The organism is Sphingobium sp. FG11, from assembly GCF_057809915.1.
The window spans coordinates 188,508-206,292 of sequence record NZ_JBMDKW010000003.1; the positions used below are offsets into that span (position 1 = coordinate 188,508).

General features: G+C 65.2%; 16 protein-coding genes. 9 read left to right on the forward strand and 7 right to left on the reverse strand.

Translation table 11 applies throughout. From position 1 onward, the window contains the following. The first annotated feature begins 95 nt into the window (after positions 1-95). The 5 genes from ACODSN_RS03885 (at position 96) to ACODSN_RS03905 (ending at position 5,496) form a co-directional block, all read left to right on the forward strand. A complete protein-coding gene (locus ACODSN_RS03885; protein WP_489053298.1) occupies positions 96-1,313 on the forward strand; it encodes a serine hydrolase domain-containing protein in 1,218 nt (405 codons plus the stop codon). Further along, positions 1,303-2,283 (forward strand): alpha/beta hydrolase, encoded by a 981-nt coding sequence (locus ACODSN_RS03890; protein WP_489053299.1) that lies wholly within the window; start codon positions 1,303-1,305, stop codon positions 2,281-2,283. Before ACODSN_RS03885 ends, ACODSN_RS03890 begins: the two co-directional genes overlap by 11 nt. Before the next feature lie 48 nt (positions 2,284-2,331). Further along, positions 2,332-3,459 carry a glycoside hydrolase family 68 protein gene (locus tag ACODSN_RS03895; RefSeq protein WP_489053300.1) on the forward strand — a complete coding sequence of 376 codons (1,128 nt, stop codon included), beginning with the start codon at positions 2,332-2,334 and terminating at the stop codon, positions 3,457-3,459. Then, the gene (locus ACODSN_RS03900) at positions 3,449-4,378 is read left to right on the forward strand and encodes an ROK family protein (protein WP_489053301.1); all 930 of its coding nucleotides are present in this window, start codon (positions 3,449-3,451) and stop codon (positions 4,376-4,378) included. The genes ACODSN_RS03895 and ACODSN_RS03900 overlap by 11 nt, the downstream gene beginning before the upstream one ends. Positions 4,379-4,512: 134 nt before the next feature. Further along, entirely contained in the window at positions 4,513-5,496 is a 984-nt protein-coding gene (locus ACODSN_RS03905; RefSeq protein WP_489053409.1) for a LacI family DNA-binding transcriptional regulator, read from the forward strand. 151 nt (positions 5,497-5,647) lie between these two features. Here the strand turns inward: ACODSN_RS03905 and ACODSN_RS03910 are convergent, their stop codons facing one another. Continuing rightward, positions 5,648-5,941, reverse strand: a complete 294-nt coding sequence (locus ACODSN_RS03910) for a hypothetical protein (protein ID WP_489053303.1) — start codon at positions 5,939-5,941, stop codon at positions 5,648-5,650. Between the two features lie 367 nt (positions 5,942-6,308). On the opposite strand from ACODSN_RS03910, the gene ACODSN_RS03915 reads away from it, so the two are divergent. Then, entirely contained in the window at positions 6,309-8,147 is a 1,839-nt protein-coding gene (locus tag ACODSN_RS03915) for a phosphoenolpyruvate carboxykinase (GTP) (RefSeq protein ID WP_489053304.1), read from the forward strand. Between the two features lie 47 nt (positions 8,148-8,194). Here ACODSN_RS03915 and katG read toward each other — a convergent pair whose 3' ends face one another. From katG to ACODSN_RS03935, 4 genes are all read right to left on the reverse strand, one after another. Then, positions 8,195-10,387, reverse strand: coding sequence for a catalase/peroxidase HPI (katG, locus tag ACODSN_RS03920; protein ID WP_489053305.1), 2,193 nt, complete (start codon positions 10,385-10,387; stop codon positions 8,195-8,197). A 178-nt stretch (positions 10,388-10,565) separates the two neighbouring features. Beyond that, positions 10,566-11,960: an NAD(P)(+) transhydrogenase (Re/Si-specific) subunit beta gene (locus tag ACODSN_RS03925; protein ID WP_489053306.1), complete on the reverse strand. Its 1,395-nt coding sequence runs from the start codon at positions 11,958-11,960 to the stop codon at positions 10,566-10,568. 4 nt (positions 11,961-11,964) lie between these two features. Continuing rightward, complete coding sequence (locus ACODSN_RS03930; RefSeq protein ID WP_489053307.1) at positions 11,965-12,255, reverse strand: NAD(P) transhydrogenase subunit alpha part 2; 291 nt, start codon at positions 12,253-12,255, stop codon at positions 11,965-11,967. Between the two features lie 14 nt (positions 12,256-12,269). Beyond that, on the reverse strand, positions 12,270-13,412 hold the full coding sequence (locus tag ACODSN_RS03935) for a Re/Si-specific NAD(P)(+) transhydrogenase subunit alpha (protein WP_489053309.1): 1,143 nt from the start codon (positions 13,410-13,412) through the stop codon (positions 12,270-12,272). A 227-nt stretch (positions 13,413-13,639) separates the two neighbouring features. Between ACODSN_RS03935 and ACODSN_RS03940 the strand changes: the two genes are divergently transcribed. Then, positions 13,640-14,338 (forward strand): FadR/GntR family transcriptional regulator, encoded by a 699-nt coding sequence (locus tag ACODSN_RS03940; RefSeq protein WP_489053310.1) that lies wholly within the window; start codon positions 13,640-13,642, stop codon positions 14,336-14,338. A 31-nt stretch (positions 14,339-14,369) separates the two neighbouring features. Here the strand turns inward: ACODSN_RS03940 and ACODSN_RS03945 are convergent, their stop codons facing one another. Continuing rightward, entirely contained in the window at positions 14,370-15,146 is a 777-nt protein-coding gene (locus ACODSN_RS03945) for an enoyl-CoA hydratase-related protein (RefSeq protein ID WP_489053311.1), read from the reverse strand. A gap of 92 nt (positions 15,147-15,238) precedes the next feature. Continuing rightward, positions 15,239-15,709, reverse strand: coding sequence for an Lrp/AsnC family transcriptional regulator (locus ACODSN_RS03950; RefSeq protein WP_489053312.1), 471 nt, complete (start codon positions 15,707-15,709; stop codon positions 15,239-15,241). Between the two features lie 94 nt (positions 15,710-15,803). Between ACODSN_RS03950 and phhA the strand changes: the two genes are divergently transcribed. Further along, positions 15,804-16,667: a phenylalanine 4-monooxygenase gene (gene phhA / locus ACODSN_RS03955; protein ID WP_489053314.1), complete on the forward strand. Its 864-nt coding sequence runs from the start codon at positions 15,804-15,806 to the stop codon at positions 16,665-16,667. Then, a complete protein-coding gene (gene hppD / locus ACODSN_RS03960) occupies positions 16,664-17,704 on the forward strand; it encodes a 4-hydroxyphenylpyruvate dioxygenase (protein ID WP_489053316.1) in 1,041 nt (346 codons plus the stop codon). Before phhA ends, hppD begins: the two co-directional genes overlap by 4 nt. The last annotated feature ends 81 nt before the right edge of the window (positions 17,705-17,785 follow it).

A 17,785-nucleotide genomic window follows, 5' to 3' on the forward strand; every position in this document is an offset into this window, starting at 1 on the left:
CGACCGGGTGCATGCGGCAACGAATATAACAATCGATTGCATAATGCGCTTGGGGTGATTACGTTCCGGCGGTGAGGGGATGTCCAGAGTGCAACATGACCAGCGATAAAGCGATGATATCGGATGCGACGGTGACGGGATTCGCCACCCCCGCCTTTGAATCGTGCCTCGATGCATTCAGGTCGAATTTCGAGGATGGCGGCGAACTCGGTGCGGCCTGCGCCATTTACTGGCGGGGGCAGCCCGTGATGGAGGCGTGGGGCGGGATCGCCCGCAGCCCGACCGCGACCCCCTGGCAGCGTCATACGCTGGCGCCGCTGTTTTCGGTTACGAAGGGTGTTGCAGCGCTGTGCGTGCTGATGCTGGTCGAAAAGGGCCTGATCGACCTGGACAAGCCCGTGTCGACCTATTGGCCCGAATTTGCCGCGCACGGCAAGGAGCGTGTCAGCGTGCGGGAGGCGCTGGCACATCGCGCCGGCGTCCCGATGCTGAGCGGCCCGGTTACGTTCGCCGATCTGGCCGACAGTTCGGCGATGGCGGCCCGACTGGCCGACGAGGTCCCGCTCTTCGCGCCGGGTTCGGACCATCTCTATCACGCCATCACGATCGGCTGGATCACGGGCGAGCTGGTGCGGCGGACGACAGGTCAGAGCATCGGTGGCTTTATTCGGGACCGGATCAGCGTGCCCCTCGGCCTCGACTTGTGGATCGGTCGTCCCCATCACGACGCGGCGGAGGTCGCGCTGATCGAGGCGCCGCCGGAACTGGATGTGCCGCCGCTCGATCCCGAAAGTCCGTCAGCTCGCGCTATTTCCCTGAACGGCCTGTTCGCGCCGACGCTGGCAGGGCTTGCCAGGGCCATGAACGACCCCGTCATTCAGGCGGCCGAACTGGCCGGGGCCAACGGCCTGTCGAACGCCCGTTCGCTCGCCCGGCTCTATGCGGCCGCGATCGGATCGGTCGACGGGACCCGGCTGATATCCGAAAGGGTGATGGCCGATGCGTGCACGCTGGTTTCATCGGGGACAATGTGGGGCGTGCCGTCGGCCGGTCCGGCCTGGGGCAGCGGGATCATGCTGCCCTTTTCCTACCAGCCGATGCTGGGACCCGGCTCCTTCGGTCATGACGGCGCCGGTGGCTCGATCGCCTTCGCGCATCCGCCGACGGGCATCAGCTTTGCCTATGTCCGCAATCGCATGGGTCAGCCGGGCGTGATGGATCGCCCTATCTACAGGGTGATCGCGCCCCTTGCCCGCTCTCTTGACCTCGACCCCGCCGAATATTTTCCCGTGGAGAAACCCGATGCCGCTTGATCCCGTTTTGCAACAGCTCGTTGCGAATATTCCGACGGTTGAGCCGGGGCCGCTGAACTTTCCCGAACTCCGCCAGCAGGCGGCCGACATGCTGCCGTTCATGGTCGGTCCCGCCGGCCTCGTCGAAGTGGGCGATATCGCCGAGAGGATGATCGGCGGGGTCGATGGCGAGATTCCGATCCGCATCTACCGGCCGCTCGGCGAAGCGACCGGCACGCTTCACTTTATCCATGGCGGTGGGTGGAGCATCGGCGACCTGCCGACGATCGATCCGGTGGCGCGGCGCTTGTGCCGTGATCTGTCGATGGTGGTAGTCACCAGCACTTATCGGCTCGCGCCCGAGCATCCCTTCCCCGCGGCCTATCATGACGGTCTGGCCGCCGCCTGCTGGGTGCATGCCCATGCCGCTGAACTGGGGGGCCGCGACAAACCCGTGGCGATCGGTGGCGACAGCGCGGGCAGCAATCTGGCGGCGGCGATCTGCATCGGCCTGCGCGAAGGGGATGATGTCGCGGTGGGCATCGGGAACGCCGGCGATCCGCGCCCCTTGTTCGACGCCCAGCTATTGCTCTATCCGGCCCTGGATCTGCGCGACCCCGCCTGGGGCCTGCCGTCGCGGATCAGCGATGCGGACCCGACCCTCCCCGCTCATACGATGCGCCAGGTTTTCGAGGCCTATGTCGCGGAAGCCGATCCGGGTGACTGGCGGATATCCCCGCTGGCGGCCGAAAATCTGTCGGCGCTCCCACCGGCGATCGTCGTGATCCTGACAGTGGATCCGCTCCACGATGAGGCGGTGACGTTCGCATCCCGGCTGGAAGCCGCTGGCGTGCCGGTCGCGCTGATGGAATTCGATATGCTGACCCACGGGTTTTTCAGTTTCGCCGCCATCGTGCCGGCGGCGGAAAAGGCATATCGGCAGGTGCTGGAGCGGTTCAAAATGCTGCTGGAGCTACCCGTCTGGCAATAGCGGCCGCCACTATCCCAGCCTCTTCCCGTTTCAAGGTTTTCCGCCACTATGAGTAACCCCGCCCGATGGACGTCGCGCCATCTTGAACGCCTGTCGGGGCCGGAGATGTCCCATGCGCCGCTCATCGGTGAAGCCGATGTGGTTCCGCTGGCGGACGGGCTGGGCGTGTGGGATGCGTGGCCCGTGCAGGAGGCGGATGGGACGCCGTGGAGTTCCGGCGCGGGCGACACGCTGTGGATGGCGCTGGCCGCCCCCCGCTTTGCCGATCCGGACGATCGCCATGGCCATGCCCGCATCCACCTGTTCCTGCGACGAGGCACGCGCTGGACGCATCTCGGCCCCGCCATGCCGGACGGTTTCGCGCCGGGCAGTCGCGAATGGTCCGGTTCAGCCGTCATCGAGGCAGACGGGCGTGCCCTGACGCTCTACTTCACGGCGGCGGGACGGCGAGGCGAAACGGCGGTTAGTTTTGAACAACGGTTGTTCGCGGCGCGCGCCACGCTGCGCCTTGAAGGTGAAAGGGCGGCGTTGACGGACTGGCGCGATCTTCGCGAAATCATCACCCGCGACCCGGCCCATTATATGACGACGCAGGGCGGCGGCGTGATCGGCGCGATCAAGGCGTTTCGCGACCCCGCCTATTTTCGCGATCCGGCCGATGGCCGTCACTATTTGTTTTTCGCGGCATCGCTCGCCGGTTCGCAATCCGCGTTCAACGGTGTCGTCGGGGTAGCGACCGCGCCCGCCGATGCGCCCTCTAGCTGGCGGTCGCTGCCGCCGGTGATCAGCGCCGACAGTCTCAACAATGAGCTGGAGCGGCCGCATATCATCTACCATGACGGGCGCTACTATCTCTTCTGGTCGACGCAGAGCCACGTCTTTCATCCCGAAAATACGGGTCCCACGGGCCTGTATGGCATGGTTTCGTCCCGCCTGCTCGATGGCTGGACGCCGTTGAACAGCACTGGCCTGGTCTTTGCAAATCCGCCACAAGCACCGGCACAGGCCTATAGCTGGCTGGTGCTGCCGGATTTGTCGGTGACCAGCTTCGTGGACCAGTGGGGCACGGATGCACCCGCCGTCGCGCCGCGACGGTTTGGCGGGACGTTCGCCCCCTTCCTCAAGCTGCGGCTTGCCGGCGACCATGCCGGGCTGGAGGAGATCGATGGAGAATAGCGCGCGGATTGCGGGGATCGAACTTGGCGGCACCAAAGCGATCGCGTTGGTGGTCGAAGGCGGGCGCGTCGTCGAAAAGCGGACCGTGCCGACGACCAACCCGGCGCAGACCCTGGGCATCCTGCGCGAAACGCTGCTCGGCTGGCATGCGGCAAAGCCGGTCGCCGCGCTGGGCATTGCGTCATTCGGTCCGCTGCGGCTGGACCCGGTGGCCGACGATTTCGGCCACATGCTCGCCACGCCCAAGCCCGGCTGGACCGGCGCGGATATCGCGGGCGAGTTGGCGGCCGCGTTCGACGGCCCTTGGCGGATCGACACGGATGTGAATGGCGCGGCGCTGGCAGAGTGGCGCTGGGGCGCGGGACAGGGATGCGCCAGCCTCTGTTACCTGACCATCGGAACGGGCGTCGGCGGGGGCGTCCTGATCGGGGGCGAGCCGGTGCATGGCATGCTCCATCCAGAACTCGGCCATATGCGTCTGCGCCGGGCGACAGGCGACGATTTCGCGGGCGCCTGCCCCTTTCATGGGGACTGTGTGGAAGGGCTTGTTTCGGGACCCGCGCTGGCGGCCCGCTTTGGCCTGCCCGGCGACGCGGTGCCCGATGACGACCCGCGCTGGGCTTTCGTGGCGCAGGATCTGGCGGAACTCGCCTGCGTCCTTCTGCTGACGACCGCGCCGCACCGGATCCTGATCGGCGGCGGGGTGGGGCTGAGCCGATCCTTCCTGTTGCCGGTCATCCGATCGCACGTGGTGGAGCTGCTCGCGGGCTACCTGCCGCATATCACGGCCCGCTCTGGGCAGGACATCATCGTCCAGCCGGGGCTGGGGGCCGACGCCGGGCCATTGGGCGCGATCGCCCTCGGCGCGGCGGCGCTGGATGCTTTCTTTCTCACAGACAAAGGCCCGGCACTGCGGTAACGCAAGTGGCTGGCCGGGCTGGCGAATAGAGGTCCCGGCGTCGCAAGGGGTGATTGGTGGACGAAGAAGCGTCTTCGAACGGCAAGGGTGAAACGGGGGGCATAGCGGCGGAGCGGCCCGTCCGCGCGCGCACTATGGCCGAACTCGCCCGACTGGCCGGGGTCACCGCGGGGACGGTGTCGCGCGCGCTGGCGGGCAGCCCGCTGATCAGTGCCAAGACGCGGGACCATATTCAGGCGCTCGCGCGTGAACATGACTTCCGCCTCAATGAAATGGCGCGCCGGTTGCGCACGCAGCGAACCGGGGTGATCGGCATCGTGGTGCCGCTCGGCCATGAGCGACGACAGCATATTTCCGACCCGTTCTTCATGACGATGTTCGGTCATCTTGCCGATCTGCTCACCGAAACCGGGCATGAGCTGATGCTGTCCCGCGTGATTCCCGAAGCGCCCGACTGGCTCGATCGCATCGTCGATTCCGGCATGCTCGACGGTGTGCTGATGATCGGTCAGTCGGACCAGTTCGACACGATCGAGCGCATCGCCGGTCGCTACCGGCCGCTTGTGGTCTGGGGTGTCCACCGGGAAGGGCAGGTCCATTGCTCTGTGGGTACGGACAATCGCGCGGGCGGCTTTCTGGCGGCGGACCATCTGATCCGGCGCGGGGCGCGGCGGCTGGCCTTTCTGGGCGACATTGCCGCCCCCGAAGTCGCGGCCCGGTTTGAAGGATGCGTCGCGGCTGCGGCGGACGCGGGCCTGGCGGAGGTAAAGCTGCTCAAGACCCATTTGGCGCAAGAGGATATGGAGCGCGACATCGCGGCGCATTTCGGCGAAATGCCCGGCAGGATCGACGGTATCGTCGCCGCGTCGGACATGATCGCCATGACCGCGCTGCGCGGCCTCGCCGATCATGGCGTCGTGGTGCCCGATATGATGCGGGTGGTGGGCTATGACGACCTGCCGCTGGCCGCGCAGACGGTGCCCCGGCTCTCCACCATCCGGCAGGATATCGCCGCAGGCGCCGCGGCGATGGTCGACGCGCTGGCGCGCCGGCTGGCAGGCGAATCCAGCCCGTCGGTCATTCTCGATCCGGCGCTGGTCGAAAGAGACACCAGCTAGGCATTTTACGAGATTTTATTCGAGCGGGAAATTCCGCTGAGGCTCGTCACATCTCTTCCGGCACATCCACTGCCATGTTGTGGTTTGCCGGTCGCCCGGTTGTCCGGTCGATGAAGCCGGCCAGGTTGGTCCGAACCCTAGGACGGCGGCGTCAGATACGCTCGCCCGACAAGGCGCCGCTGCCGAACATGCCGAGCTTGACGGTGCCGGTCAGGGCGTCGCCCTCCACCGTAACATCGAATTCCAGATCGAGCGGCATGGGCTTCGAAACCCTGGCGATCCAGTGCAGCTTGTTGCCGTTCACGGTGCCGTTGATCGTTTCCGAACCCATCGGGCTGTCGACCGTGCCGGTCAAGGCGCCGCCATTTTCCAGCAGTTGCGCCGTGGCTTCCTGCGGCCCCAGCGGCGTCGCGAGGGTGATCTTCCAGTTGCCGGTGGCGGACATGCCAGTTTCTCCTGTTGGCGACCAAAGCCGGGCGATGCCGGGCCGATCCCGCTTGCATAGCCGCCCGCGTGCACCCGCGCCATCCCCCGGACAAGGATGTGACGCATCGCGTTGGAAGCCGTACGCAATTGCACGAAGAAAACTTATGTTAAAGGCAGCGCGCGCGGCCCCGCCGGAACTGGTGTACCGGCGCCTGACAATGTTCTTGCGCTTGTCTGACCTTTACGCATGCAAAGGTTGACAAAAACGCGTAGCGGAGTCTGAAAGAATGGCTATTGGCAGGATGGAATGCCATTCTACGACACTCGGCTGCTTTCCTGATGTGGAAAGGATGGCGGCCGAACGGGTATATTAGGAAAGAGCTTGAATGAGTGACTCAAGGGGTATGACGGCCGAAGCCGTGCAGGAGAGCGCTGCTGCGCCCACGACGCATCAGGCGCTCAGGGCCTGGGTGGCGGAGATCGCCGCCCTGACGAAGCCGGACGCGATCCGCTGGTGCGACGGGTCCGAGTCGGAATGGCAGGAGCTGACCGCCGAACTGGTGGACGCGGGCACACTCATCCCGCTCGACCCGGCCAAACGCCCCAACAGCTTCTATGCCCGTTCCGATCCGCGCGATGTCGCGCGGGTGGAGAGCCGCACGTTCATCTGTTCGGAAAGCGAAAGCGACGCCGGTCCGACCAACAACTGGCGCGACCCTGCTGACACGCGCGAAACGATGCAGGGCCTGTTCGATGGCTGCATGCGCGGCCGCACCATGTATGTCATCCCCTATTGCATGGGTCCGATCGGGTCGGCCAACAGCGCGATCGGCGTCGAGATCAGCGACAGCGCCTATGTGGTCCTGTCGATGCGGGTCATGACCCGCATGGGCGCGCCCGCGCTCGAAGCGCTGGGTGAAGACGGCTTTTTCGTGCGCTGCGTCCATTCCGTCGGTGCCCCTCTGACGCCCGGCGAGGCCGATGTGTCCTGGCCGTGTAACGATGACAAATGGATTGTCCACTATCCCGAAACGCGGGAAATCTGGTCTTATGGGTCGGGTTATGGCGGTAACGCGCTGCTCGGCAAGAAATGCTTCGCCCTGCGTATCGCCAGCGTGATGGCGCGTGACGAGGGCTGGCTGGCCGAACATATGCTGATCCTCAAGCTGACTTCGCCCAAGGGCAGCACCCATTATATCGCTGCCGCCTTCCCTTCGGCCTGCGGCAAGACCAACATGGCGATGCTGGAACCGACCATCCCCGGATGGAAAGCCGAAACGGTGGGCGACGATATCGCATGGATGCGGTTCGGCGCGGACGGGCGGCTCTATGCGGTCAATCCCGAATCCGGCTTTTTCGGCGTCGCGCCCGGCACCGGCCCGTCGACCAACCGCAATGCGGTGGAGACGCTGCATTCGAACGCGATTTATACCAACACCGCGCTCACCAGCGACGGCGACATCTGGTGGGAAGGGCTGACCGATTCTCCCCCCGCCAATCTGATCGACTGGCAGGGGCAGCCCTATGACCCCGCCAGCGGCAAGCCCGCCGCTCACCCGAATGCCCGCTTCGCGGTGCCGGCGGCGCAATGCCCGTCGATCGCGCCCGAATGGGATTCGCCCGAGGGCGTGCCGATTTCCGCCATCCTGTTCGGCGGACGGCGCGCGACCGCCGTGCCGCTGGTGACGGAAGCCAATAGCTGGAATCACGGCGTCTATCTCGCCGCCAATATCGCGTCGGAAGGCACGGCGGCGGCGGAAAATGCGGTCGGCGCGCTACGGCGCGATCCTTTCGCGATGCTGCCCTTCTGCGGCTATAACATGGCCGATTATATCGAGCATTGGACCCGCATCGGCGCGGCGGCGGAGAGCGACGCGGCGCAATTGCCCGGCATCTACCTCGTCAACTGGTTCCGCAAGGATGCCAACGGCAAGTTCCTGTGGCCCGGTTTCGGCGATAATGCGCGCGTGCTCAAGTGGATCGTCGAACGCTGCGAAGGCACGGCGGAAGCGGTGGATTCGCCGATCGGGCGCATTCCGGCCCCCGGCGCGCTCGATCTCGACGGGCTGACGATCGGGGACGCGGACCTCGCCGAACTGCTGCGCGTCGATCCGGTGACCTGGCGGCAGGAAGCGGTGGGCAATGCCCGCGATCTGGAAAAGCTCGGCGATCTGCCGCCGGCCATCTGGGATGAACAGCGCGCGCTCGAACAGCGCCTCGCCTGAATGCAGAACGGGGCGGCGATCTCGCCGCCCCGCCTGACTTGCCTGCCTCAGTCGTGGATGAGATCGAACCGATCGGCATCCATCACTTTCGCCCAGGCGGCGATGAAGTCGGCGACGAACGCCCCTTCCGCATCGGCGGCGGCATAGACTTCCGACAGGGCGCGCAGCTGCGAATTGGAGCCGAACACCAGATCGGTGCGGGTCGCGGTCCATTTCTCCTCGCCGCTCGCGCGGCAGGTGCCGACGAAAACCTCGTCGCCGCGATCGTCGACCTCCTTCCACGCCGTGCCCATGTCGAGCAGGTTCACGAAGAAATCATTCGTGAGCTGCCCCGGCCGGTCGGTCAACACGCCATGGGGCGAGCCGCCATGGTTGGCGCCGATGACGCGCAGCCCGCCGACCAGCACCGTCATTTCAGGCGCGCTCAGGCCCAATAGCTGCGCCCGGTCGATCAGCAACTCTTCGGTCGGGACGCTGAATCGCACCGACAGATAATTGCGGAAACCGTCCGCCTTGGGTTCGAGCGGGGCGAAACCTTCGGCATCGGTCTGTTCCGCCGAAGCGTCGGCGCGGCCGGAGGTGAAGGGCACCGTCAGTTCATGACCCGCCGCCCGCGCCGCCTGTTCGATGCCGACCGCGCCGCCCAGCACGACCAGATCCGCGATGCTGACGCCGTCGCCGAAACCGGCCCTGATGCCTTCATACACGTCCAGCACAGCGGCCAGTTCGGCCGGATCATTGACCGCCCAGTCCTTTTGCGGGGCGAGGCGAATGCGCGCGCCATTGGCGCCGCCGCGCTTGTCCGACCCCCGGAAGGTGGAGGCGGAGGCCCATGCGGTGCGAACCAGCTGTGCGATCGAAAGGCCGGACGCCGCAATCTTGCTGCGCAGCGCCGCGATATCAGCGTCGCTCAGGGTCTTTCCGGCCGGGATCGGGTCTTGCCAGATCAGGCCCTCCGCCGGCACATCCGGGCCGAGATAACGCGGCTTTGGCCCCATGTCGCGATGGGTCAGCTTGAACCACGCGCGGGCGAAGGCATCGGCAAAGGCGGCGGGATCGTCGCGGAACCGTTCGGAAATGACGCGATAGTGCGGGTCCATCTTGAGCGCCATGTCCGCCGTCGTCATCATCGTCGGCACGCGGCGGTCGGGGCTGTGCGCGCCCGGCGCCAGATCGTCCGGCGCGACACTCACCGGCTGCCACTGATGTGCGCCCGCCGGGCTTTTCACCAGCGCATAGTCATAATCGAGCAGCATGTGGAAAAAGCTGTTGTCCCAGGTGGTCGGCGTCGGCGTCCACGATCCTTCGATGCCGCTGGTGATCGTGTGATCGCCGATGCCGCTTTCATGGGTGGAGGCCCAGCCGAAGCCCTGCGCGGCGATGTCCGCGCCTTCCGGCTCGACGCCCACCAGCGATGCGTCGCCCGCGCCATGCGCCTTGCCGAACGTGTGGCCACCGGCAGTCAGCGCCACCGTCTCTTCATCGTTCATGCCCATGCGTGCAAAGGTTTCGCGCATGTCCCGGCCGGAGCCGAGCGGACTGGGGCAACCGCCGGGACCTTCGGGATTGACGTAGATCAGGCCCATCTGGATCGCGGCGAGCGGATTTTCGAGCGCGCGGCCCGATTCCTCCTCGATCCGGGTCTGGCCCAGCCACTCTTCCTCGGTGCCCCAGTAAATATCCTTTTCCGGTTCGAACACATCCGCGCGGCCGCCGCCAAAGCCGAACACCGGCCCGCCCATCGATTCGATCGCGACATTGCCAGCGAGGATCATGAGGTCGGCCCAGCTAAGCTTGCGGCCATATTTCTGCTTGATCGGCCACAGCAAGCGCCGCGCCTTGTCGAGATTGCCATTGTCGGGCCAGCTGTTGAGCGGCGCAAACCGCTGCGACCCCGACGACGCGCCGCCGCGCCCGTCGCCGGTGCGGTAGGTGCCGGCGCTGTGCCACGCCATGCGGATGAAGAAGGGACCGTAATGGCCATAGTCGGCGGGCCACCAGGGCTGGCTATCGGTCATCAGCGCGGTCAGATCCGCCTTGACCGCGGCGAGGTCGAGCGAGCGGAAGGCGCGGGCGTAATCAAAACTGCCCAGCGGATTGCTGGTCTCGCCGTGCTGGGCGAGGATATCGAGCGAGAGCTGATTAGGCCACCAGTCCCGGTTGGTCCGCCCGAGCAGCGATCGCAGCGCGGCCGGCTCCTTGGCCGGATCGCTCAGGGGGCTGCCTGTTTTCGCATCCATGTCATTCACTCCTCAGGGGCTTTGTGATGGGACCATAGGCCGCGAGCGCGCGGGCTGGAAACAAAGTCCCTTCATCAGAGAAAGTCGCAGAATCGATCATGGCGGTGGAGGATAGCGCGCCCAAACAAAAAGGCCCGCCGGTGAGGGCGGGCCTTCGAGGTTATGCTGCGTGGGCGTCTTAGTGGAAGCCGCCGCCGCCGCCCGCCAGTTCCTTGGCGATGGAGCCGACCATTTCCTTGGCGTCGCCGAACAGCATTTGCGTGTTGGCGTTATAGTAGATCGGATTGTCGATCCCGGCGAAGCCCGCGTTCATCGACCGCTTGATGACGAACACCGACTTGGCGCGATCGGCCTCGATGATCGGCATGCCCGCGATCGCGCTGTTGGGATCGTCGCGCGCCGACGGGTTGATCGTGTCGTTGGCGCCGATGATGAGCGCAACGTCGGTCTGCGGCAGTTCGGGGTTGATGTCGTCCAGCTCCACGAGCTGCTCATAGGGCACATTGGCCTCCGCGAGCAGCACGTTCATATGGCCCGGCATACGGCCCGCCACCGGATGGATCGCGAACTTGACGTCCACGCCCTTCTTGGTGAGCGCCTGATAGAGTTCGGCCACCTTATGCTGCGCCTGGGCGACGGCCATGCCATAGCCGGGGATGACGACGACGCTGGCGGCATTCTCCAGTTGCAGCGCCGCTTCCTCGGCCGAAGCCGAACGGACGACGCGATCGTCCTTGCCACCGGCCGCGCTGGCGGCGGTCGCACCGAAGCCGCCGAACATGACGTTCGCGAAGCTGCGGTTCATCGCCTTGCACATGATGAGGGCGAGGATGAAACCCGATGCGCCGTCGAGCGCGCCGGCCACGATCAGCAGCTTGTTGCCGAGCGCGAAGCCCATCGCCGACGCGGCCAGACCCGCATAGCTGTTGAGCAGCGCGATGACGGTGGGCATGTCCGCGCCGCCGATCGGGATCACCAGCAGCACGCCGAACAGCAGCGCCAGCGCCACGAAAACGGGGAACAGGAAGGTCTGGGTCGGATCGAGTGCCAGGCTGGCGCCGATGGCGACCGTGGCGAGCGCCACGAGGCCGTTGACGATGCGCTGGCCGGGGAAAACGAGTGCCTTGGTCGGCAGGATTTCCTGAAGCTTGCCGAACGCGACGACCGACGCGGTGCAGGTCAGGAAACCCAGCAGCATTTCGAACATCAGCGCCCACAGCACGAACCCGCCGGCATATTCGGCATGGGCGTGCTTATAATATTCGGCTGCGCCGATCAGGCCGACGGCGAGCGCGCCGAAAGCGTGGGAGATGGCGGTCCGCTGCGGGATCGCCGTCATCGGCATCAGCAGCGCCATCGGAATACCGACGGCCGCACCGGCGACCATGGCGATGATGATAAGGTCGTAGCTGACGACTTCATGGCTGACGAGCGCGCCGATGATGGCGATGACCATACCGGCCTCGCCCGCGCGGACGCCACGGCGGGCGGTGGTCGGGTGGCTCATCCACATCAGCGACAGGATGAACAGGGCGGAAGCGACGATCGCCGCGAAGGGAACGAAAGCGTTCATGGGATCAGCCCTCCTTCCGCTTGAACATCTTGAGCATACGATCGGTGATCATGAAGCCCGAGACGAGGTTCACCGTCGCGCAGAACACGGCGATGAAGCCCAGCGTCTTGGCGAGCGGCGTCGCGCCTTCCTCACCAGTAATGGCGATGGCGCCGACGATGACGACCGCAGCGATCGCGTTGGTCAGCGACATCAGCGGCGAGTGGAGCAGCGGCGACACCTTCTTGATGAGCTGCAAGCCCAGAAAGGCGGCGAGGATGAAGACGAACAGATAGTCCGGATTGAGAGCGCTCATGATGTTTCCCCCCTTCAGGCCGTTTGGGTCTGCGAGAAACGCGGATGGACGATCTGTCCGCCGCGCGTCAGCGTCACCGCTTCGACCAGCATGTCATCGGCGGGCATGGCGATCGCCTTGTCCGTCTTGTTCCAATAGGCTTCGATGAAATTATAGCAGTTGCGCGCGAACAGGTTCGACGCATCGACCGCGAGGCGCGTCGCGCCGTTGGTCAGGCCGATGATCAGCACGCCATGGCGTTCGACCATGTCGCCGGCGACCACGCCTTCGACATTGCCGCCATTTTCAGCGGCGAGATCGACGATCACGCTGCCCGGCCGCATCGTCGCGATCTGCGCGTCGCTGACGAGGCGCGGAGCGGGACGGCCCGGAATCAGCGCGGTCGTGATGACGATATCCTGATTGCTGATATGGCTGGAAACCAGTGCCGCCTGCCGCGTGCGATAGGCTTCGCTCATCTCGCCGGCATAGCCGCCCGCGGCTTTCGTCACTTCGTCGCCTTCGCCGATTTCCTCGAAGATCGGCTTGGCGCCGAGCGACTGGATTTGCTCGCGCACTTCGGGACGCACGTCGGTGGCCGATACGATCGCGCCCAGACGGCGCGCGGTCGCGATCGCCTGCAAACCGGCAACGCCCACGCCCATGACGAACGCCTTGGCCGCCGGGATCGAACCGGCAGCCGTGGTCATCATCGGCAGGCAGCGGTTAAGCTCGGTCGAGGCGCGCACGACGGCATGATAGCCGGCGAGGTTCGCCTGGCTCGACAATATGTCCATCGCCTGCGCACGGGTCGTGCGGGGGAGCAGTTCGAGCGCCATCGCCTCGACGCCGAGCGCGGCATAGGCTTCCAGCCGTGCCGGATCGGCATAGGGCGAAAGTCCGCCGATCAGCTTGGTGCCCGCCCTAATACCGGCGAGATCGGCGGCGGCCGGTGGCCGCACGGCCAGCAGGATGTCGGCGCGCGCCAGAGCGTCGGCCCGCGACACGATGGTCGCGCCGGCGCTTTCATAGGCGGCGTCGGAAAAGCCCGCATCCTTGCCGGCGCCCGATTCGACCAGAATCGGCAGGCCAAGTTTCACGAAACGCGCCACGTTCACTGGCGTTGTCGCTACGCGATGTTCGCCCGGCGATCTTTCCTGCAAAATGCCGATATTCACTGCATCCCCCCTTCCTAGCATGACGGGTCGTCCGGGCGCATTGCGTCCAAGACGGATTCTGCTTTTTAGCTGCCCCTTAATATGTCTATTATCCAAGAATGCAAGAAGGAGAAAAGCCTGTTTTGGCGAATTGTAGCAATTAATGTGCATATAATAGGTGCGCCCGTTGAAACCGTGCCTTTCCCGGTGAAAGGGGCTAAGGGCGGTTGGAGGGTCGATCGAGGAGCATGATGAGCGTCCGCAAGCCAAAATCCCGCGAAGGGCTGGTGACAGCCGCCGTCGCGCAACTGCGCGACATGATCGTCGCGCAACCGCCCGACACGCAGATCGGCTCCTTGCCCGACCTTGCCAAAATATTGGGCGTCGGCATCGTCACCGTGCAGCAGGCCGCGCGGGTGCTTGAGCATGAAGGGCTGCTACAGGTGCGCCGTGGCCCCGGCGGTGGCTATTATGGCACCCGGCCCGAGGCGGAGGGTTTGAGCCGGGCGATATCGGGCTATCTGGCGCTGCATCATTCCGCCCATCCCGAGGCGATGGACATCATCACCCTGCTCGATTGCGAACTGATGGCGGCGGCGGCGCGAGTGAAGGACAAGGCGATGCGGGCCAAGCTGACGCTGCTCGCCCAGTCGATCGACGATCGCAACACCGCCCGATCGCGCGCGCAATTCGATCAGGACATGCTCGACATCCTCTATCTGATGGTCGAGCGGCCGTTGATGGAGCTGCTCTCGCGCACCGCCGTCCACCATTATGCGGAATATCCGCGCGCGCCGGTCTATGGCGGCGCGGACGGCAAGCAGCGCTGGAAGCGGGACAAGCGCGCGATCATTTCCGCCATTCTCGATTCCGACCCGGAACGCGCGCGGTTTGAAGCGTTCCGCCGCCGTCGCGAGATCATGAAACGGCTCGACGCCTCGATCTGAAGCGGAACTCAGGCGCGGGACCGGCGACGGTTCAGCGTCCTTTCCAGACACCGGGCCGCTTGTCGACAAATGCCGCCATGCCTTCGGTCCGGTCTTGTGTGCCGGTCAAAATCTGGAACAGCCGCCGTTCGATCAGGATCGACTGCGACAGGTTGGTTTCGAACGCGAGGTTGACCGCCTCCTTGTTCACCATCGCCGCCATGGGCGGCATCGCCGCGATCTGGGCGGCGGTCCTGAGCGCGTCGTCGAGCAGGTCGGCGGCGGGCACGATTCGTGACACGAGGCTGGCGCGCTCCGCTTCCTCCGCGTTCATCATGCGGCCGGTGAGGCACATTTCCATCGCCTTCGCCTTGCCCACGGCGCGGGTCAGCCGCTGCGACCCGCCCATGCCGGGGGCAACGCCGAGCTTGATTTCGGGCTGGCCGAATTTCGCCGTGTCGGCGGCGATGATGAAATCCGCCATCATCGCCAGCTCGCACCCGCCGCCGAGCGCAAAGCCCGCCACCGCCGCGATCCACGGCTTGCGCGTCGCCACCACCTTGCTCTGCCAGCCGGCGAAGAAATCCTCCAGAAAGAAGTCGGCGGCCTGCTTGTCCGCCATCTGCTTGATATCCGCCCCGGCGGCAAACGCCTTTTCGCTGCCGGTCAGCACGGCGCAGCGCTGGGCCGGGTCGGCGTCATAGCGGGCGAAGGCGTCGGCCAGATCATCGAGCACCTGGCTGTTGAGCGCATTGAGCGCCTGCGGCCGATTGAGGGTGATGAGCGTCACAGCATCGCGCTGCTCGACGAGGATGGTTTCGTAGGACATGAAAAAGCTCTCCCGTCGCGCTGCCATAGGACTCGAGGGGCCTTAAGCGGCGCGCGCATGAAAGGGAAGATGCGGGCTGCGGATGATGGCCGCTAGACTGGAATGGCGGTCGTATATTTGGTCATCGCCAGCGCGAAATGCGACGCGGCGCCAGCGACCGAGGGGTGGCCGAGCAGCCGGTTCATCAGGAAATCATTATAGTCGGTGACGTCCGCCACGATCACGCGGAGCAGATAATCCCACTCGCCCGACATGGAGAAGCATTCGACGATCTCCGCCTGTCCATCGACAAATTGCTCGAAGGCGCTGCGGGCGTCGCGCGCGTGGCTGCGCATGCGGATATTGCACAGGACGTTGACGCCCTTGCCGAGCGAGGCGGCGTCGACCAGCCGCACCGTGCGGCCAAGCACACCGGCGGCTTCCAGCGCCCTGATGCGCCGCCAGCAGGATGCCGCCGACGCGCCGACCCGGTCGGCCAGGTCCTGATGACTGATCGCCGCATCCGCCTGAAGCGCCGAAATGATGCGCCGATCGAGTTCGTCGATGTGACGATCCTGTTTCATATATATCCATCTAGTGCATGGCTTGTATCATATTTAGCGCATGTTCCATCAATATTGAAACGGATTTTCGGCACCGCCATGCGATACTCGCCATATGGCGAACATGACCCTCGACCGGCCCGGACAGGCGGCGTCCGACTGGACCATTCCCCAGGACTGGGCGTCCTATAGCGCGCAGGATCATGCGACATGGGACCGGCTGTTCGAACGGCAATCGCGGATGCTGCGCGACCGCGCCGCGCCCGAATTTCTCGACGGTCTCGATATGCTGCGCCTGACCAGTCCCGGCATCCCCGATTTCGCCGCGCTGTCCGATCAGTTGATGCGGCGAACCGGATGGCAGGTGGTGGCGGTGCCGGGGCTTGTTCCCGACCGGATATTCTTCGAACATCTGGCCCATCGCCGCTTCGTCGCGGGGCGCTTCATCCGCTCCCCCGACCAGATCGACTATCTGGCCGAGCCGGACGTCTTTCACGATGTCTTTGGCCATGTGCCGCTGCTCGCGAACCCGCTCTTTGCCGATTATATGCAGGCCTATGGCCAGGGCGGGCTGCGCGCCGACAGCCTTGGCGCGATCGACCGGCTGGCCCGGCTATATTGGTATACGGTCGAATTCGGACTGATCCGGCGGGATGGCGACATGAAGCTCTATGGCGCGGGCATCCTGTCTTCCTATGGCGAGTCGGTCTTTGCGCTGGACGATCCGTCGCCGCACCGGATCGGCTTCGACCTGCGGCGGGTGATGCGCACCCGCTACCGGATCGACGATTATCAGCAGAGCTATTTCGTCATCGACAGTTTCGAGGCGCTGCTGCGCGCGACGGTGGAGACGGACCTCGCGCCGCTCTATCGCGCGCTCGACGGGCAGGAAGATCTGGAGCCGGACACGGTGCTGCCGGAGGACCGGCTCTATTCGCGCGGCACGCAGGCTTATCATGCAGGAGCGAAGAACCCGTGACCGACAGCGCCAATCCGCTGGGCCTCAACGGCTTCGAGTTCGTCGAATTCACCTCGCCCGATCCTGAAGCGATGGCGGCGCAGTTCGAACAGCTGGGCTTTGTGCCCACGCACCGGCATCCGGCCAAGAATATCACCCGGTTCAAGCAGGGCCGCATCAACCTGATGCTCAATCGCGACGATGCGGGCCGGGTCGCCGCCTTTCGGGGCGAACACGGCCCGTCGGCGAGCGCGATGGCGTTTCGCGTCGCCGACCCGCACGCCGCGATGACCTGGGCGCTGGCGCATGGCGCAAAGCCGACCGAGGAGGATGATACGGTCATTCAGGGGATTGGCGGCTCCTATCTCTATTTCGTGCAGGACGGAGCGGACATATACGCCGACTGGGCGGCGTTTCCCGGCTGGCGTGAGGCGGAAGCGGCCAACAATGTCGGCCTCGACCTGCTCGATCACCTGACCCACAATGTCCGGCGCGGCCAGATGCGGGTATGGAGCGCATTTTACCGCACGCTTTTCGCCTTCGAAGAGCAGAAATATTTCGACATCAAGGGCCAGGCGACCGGCCTGTTCAGTCAGGCGATGATCGCGCCCGACCGGGCGATCCGCATCCCGCTCAACGAAAGCCAGGACGACCAGAGCCAGATCGAGGAATTCATCCGCCAATATCATGGCGAGGGCATTCAGCATCTCGCGCTGACCACCGCTGATATTCACGCGACGGTGGAAAAGCTGCGCGCGCGCGGGGTGCGATTGCAGGACACGATCGACACCTATTATGAGCTGGTCGACGCCCGCGTGCCCGGCCATGGCGAAGATCTGGCGCGGCTCAAGCGCAACCGCATCCTGATCGACGGCAGCGTGCGGACGGGAGAGGGCCTGCTGCTCCAGATTTTCACCGAACCCCTGTTCGGCCCGATTTTCTTCGAAATCATCCAGCGCAAGGGCAATGAGGGCTTTGGCACCGGCAATTTTCAGGCCCTGTTCGAAAGCATCGAGCTGGACCAGATCAGGCGCGGCGTCATCGGCGGCGGTGCCTGAGCGCGCGATGAGCCGGTAAGTCTGTCCCGTCCCTTGCGACGCCAAAGCTGATGCGCGGCGCTGCCCGACCTGCTACCGCAC

Excerpts from the sequence above, each read along its gene's own strand:
- ACODSN_RS03940 (WP_489053310.1), top strand. The coding sequence starts at position 13,640 with ATGATGAGCGTCCGCAAGCCAAAATCCCGCGAAGGGCTGGTGACAGCC.
- ACODSN_RS03890 (WP_489053299.1), top strand. The coding sequence starts at position 1,303 with ATGCCGCTTGATCCCGTTTTGCAACAGCTCGTTGCGAATATTCCGACG.
- ACODSN_RS03915 (WP_489053304.1), top strand. The coding sequence starts at position 6,309 with ATGAGTGACTCAAGGGGTATGACGGCCGAAGCCGTGCAGGAGAGCGCT.
- phhA (WP_489053314.1), top strand. The coding sequence starts at position 15,804 with ATGGCGAACATGACCCTCGACCGGCCCGGACAGGCGGCGTCCGACTGG.
- ACODSN_RS03950 (WP_489053312.1), bottom strand. The coding sequence starts at position 15,709 with ATGAAACAGGATCGTCACATCGACGAACTCGATCGGCGCATCATTTCG.
- ACODSN_RS03900 (WP_489053301.1), top strand. The coding sequence starts at position 3,449 with ATGGAGAATAGCGCGCGGATTGCGGGGATCGAACTTGGCGGCACCAAA.
- ACODSN_RS03910 (WP_489053303.1), bottom strand. The coding sequence starts at position 5,941 with ATGTCCGCCACCGGCAACTGGAAGATCACCCTCGCGACGCCGCTGGGG.
- ACODSN_RS03885 (WP_489053298.1), top strand. The coding sequence starts at position 96 with ATGACCAGCGATAAAGCGATGATATCGGATGCGACGGTGACGGGATTC.
- ACODSN_RS03925 (WP_489053306.1), bottom strand. The coding sequence starts at position 11,960 with ATGAACGCTTTCGTTCCCTTCGCGGCGATCGTCGCTTCCGCCCTGTTC.
- ACODSN_RS03905 (WP_489053409.1), top strand. The coding sequence starts at position 4,513 with ATGGCCGAACTCGCCCGACTGGCCGGGGTCACCGCGGGGACGGTGTCG.
- ACODSN_RS03930 (WP_489053307.1), bottom strand. The coding sequence starts at position 12,255 with ATGAGCGCTCTCAATCCGGACTATCTGTTCGTCTTCATCCTCGCCGCC.
- katG (WP_489053305.1), bottom strand. The coding sequence starts at position 10,387 with ATGGATGCGAAAACAGGCAGCCCCCTGAGCGATCCGGCCAAGGAGCCG.
- ACODSN_RS03945 (WP_489053311.1), bottom strand. The coding sequence starts at position 15,146 with ATGTCCTACGAAACCATCCTCGTCGAGCAGCGCGATGCTGTGACGCTC.
- ACODSN_RS03895 (WP_489053300.1), top strand. The coding sequence starts at position 2,332 with ATGAGTAACCCCGCCCGATGGACGTCGCGCCATCTTGAACGCCTGTCG.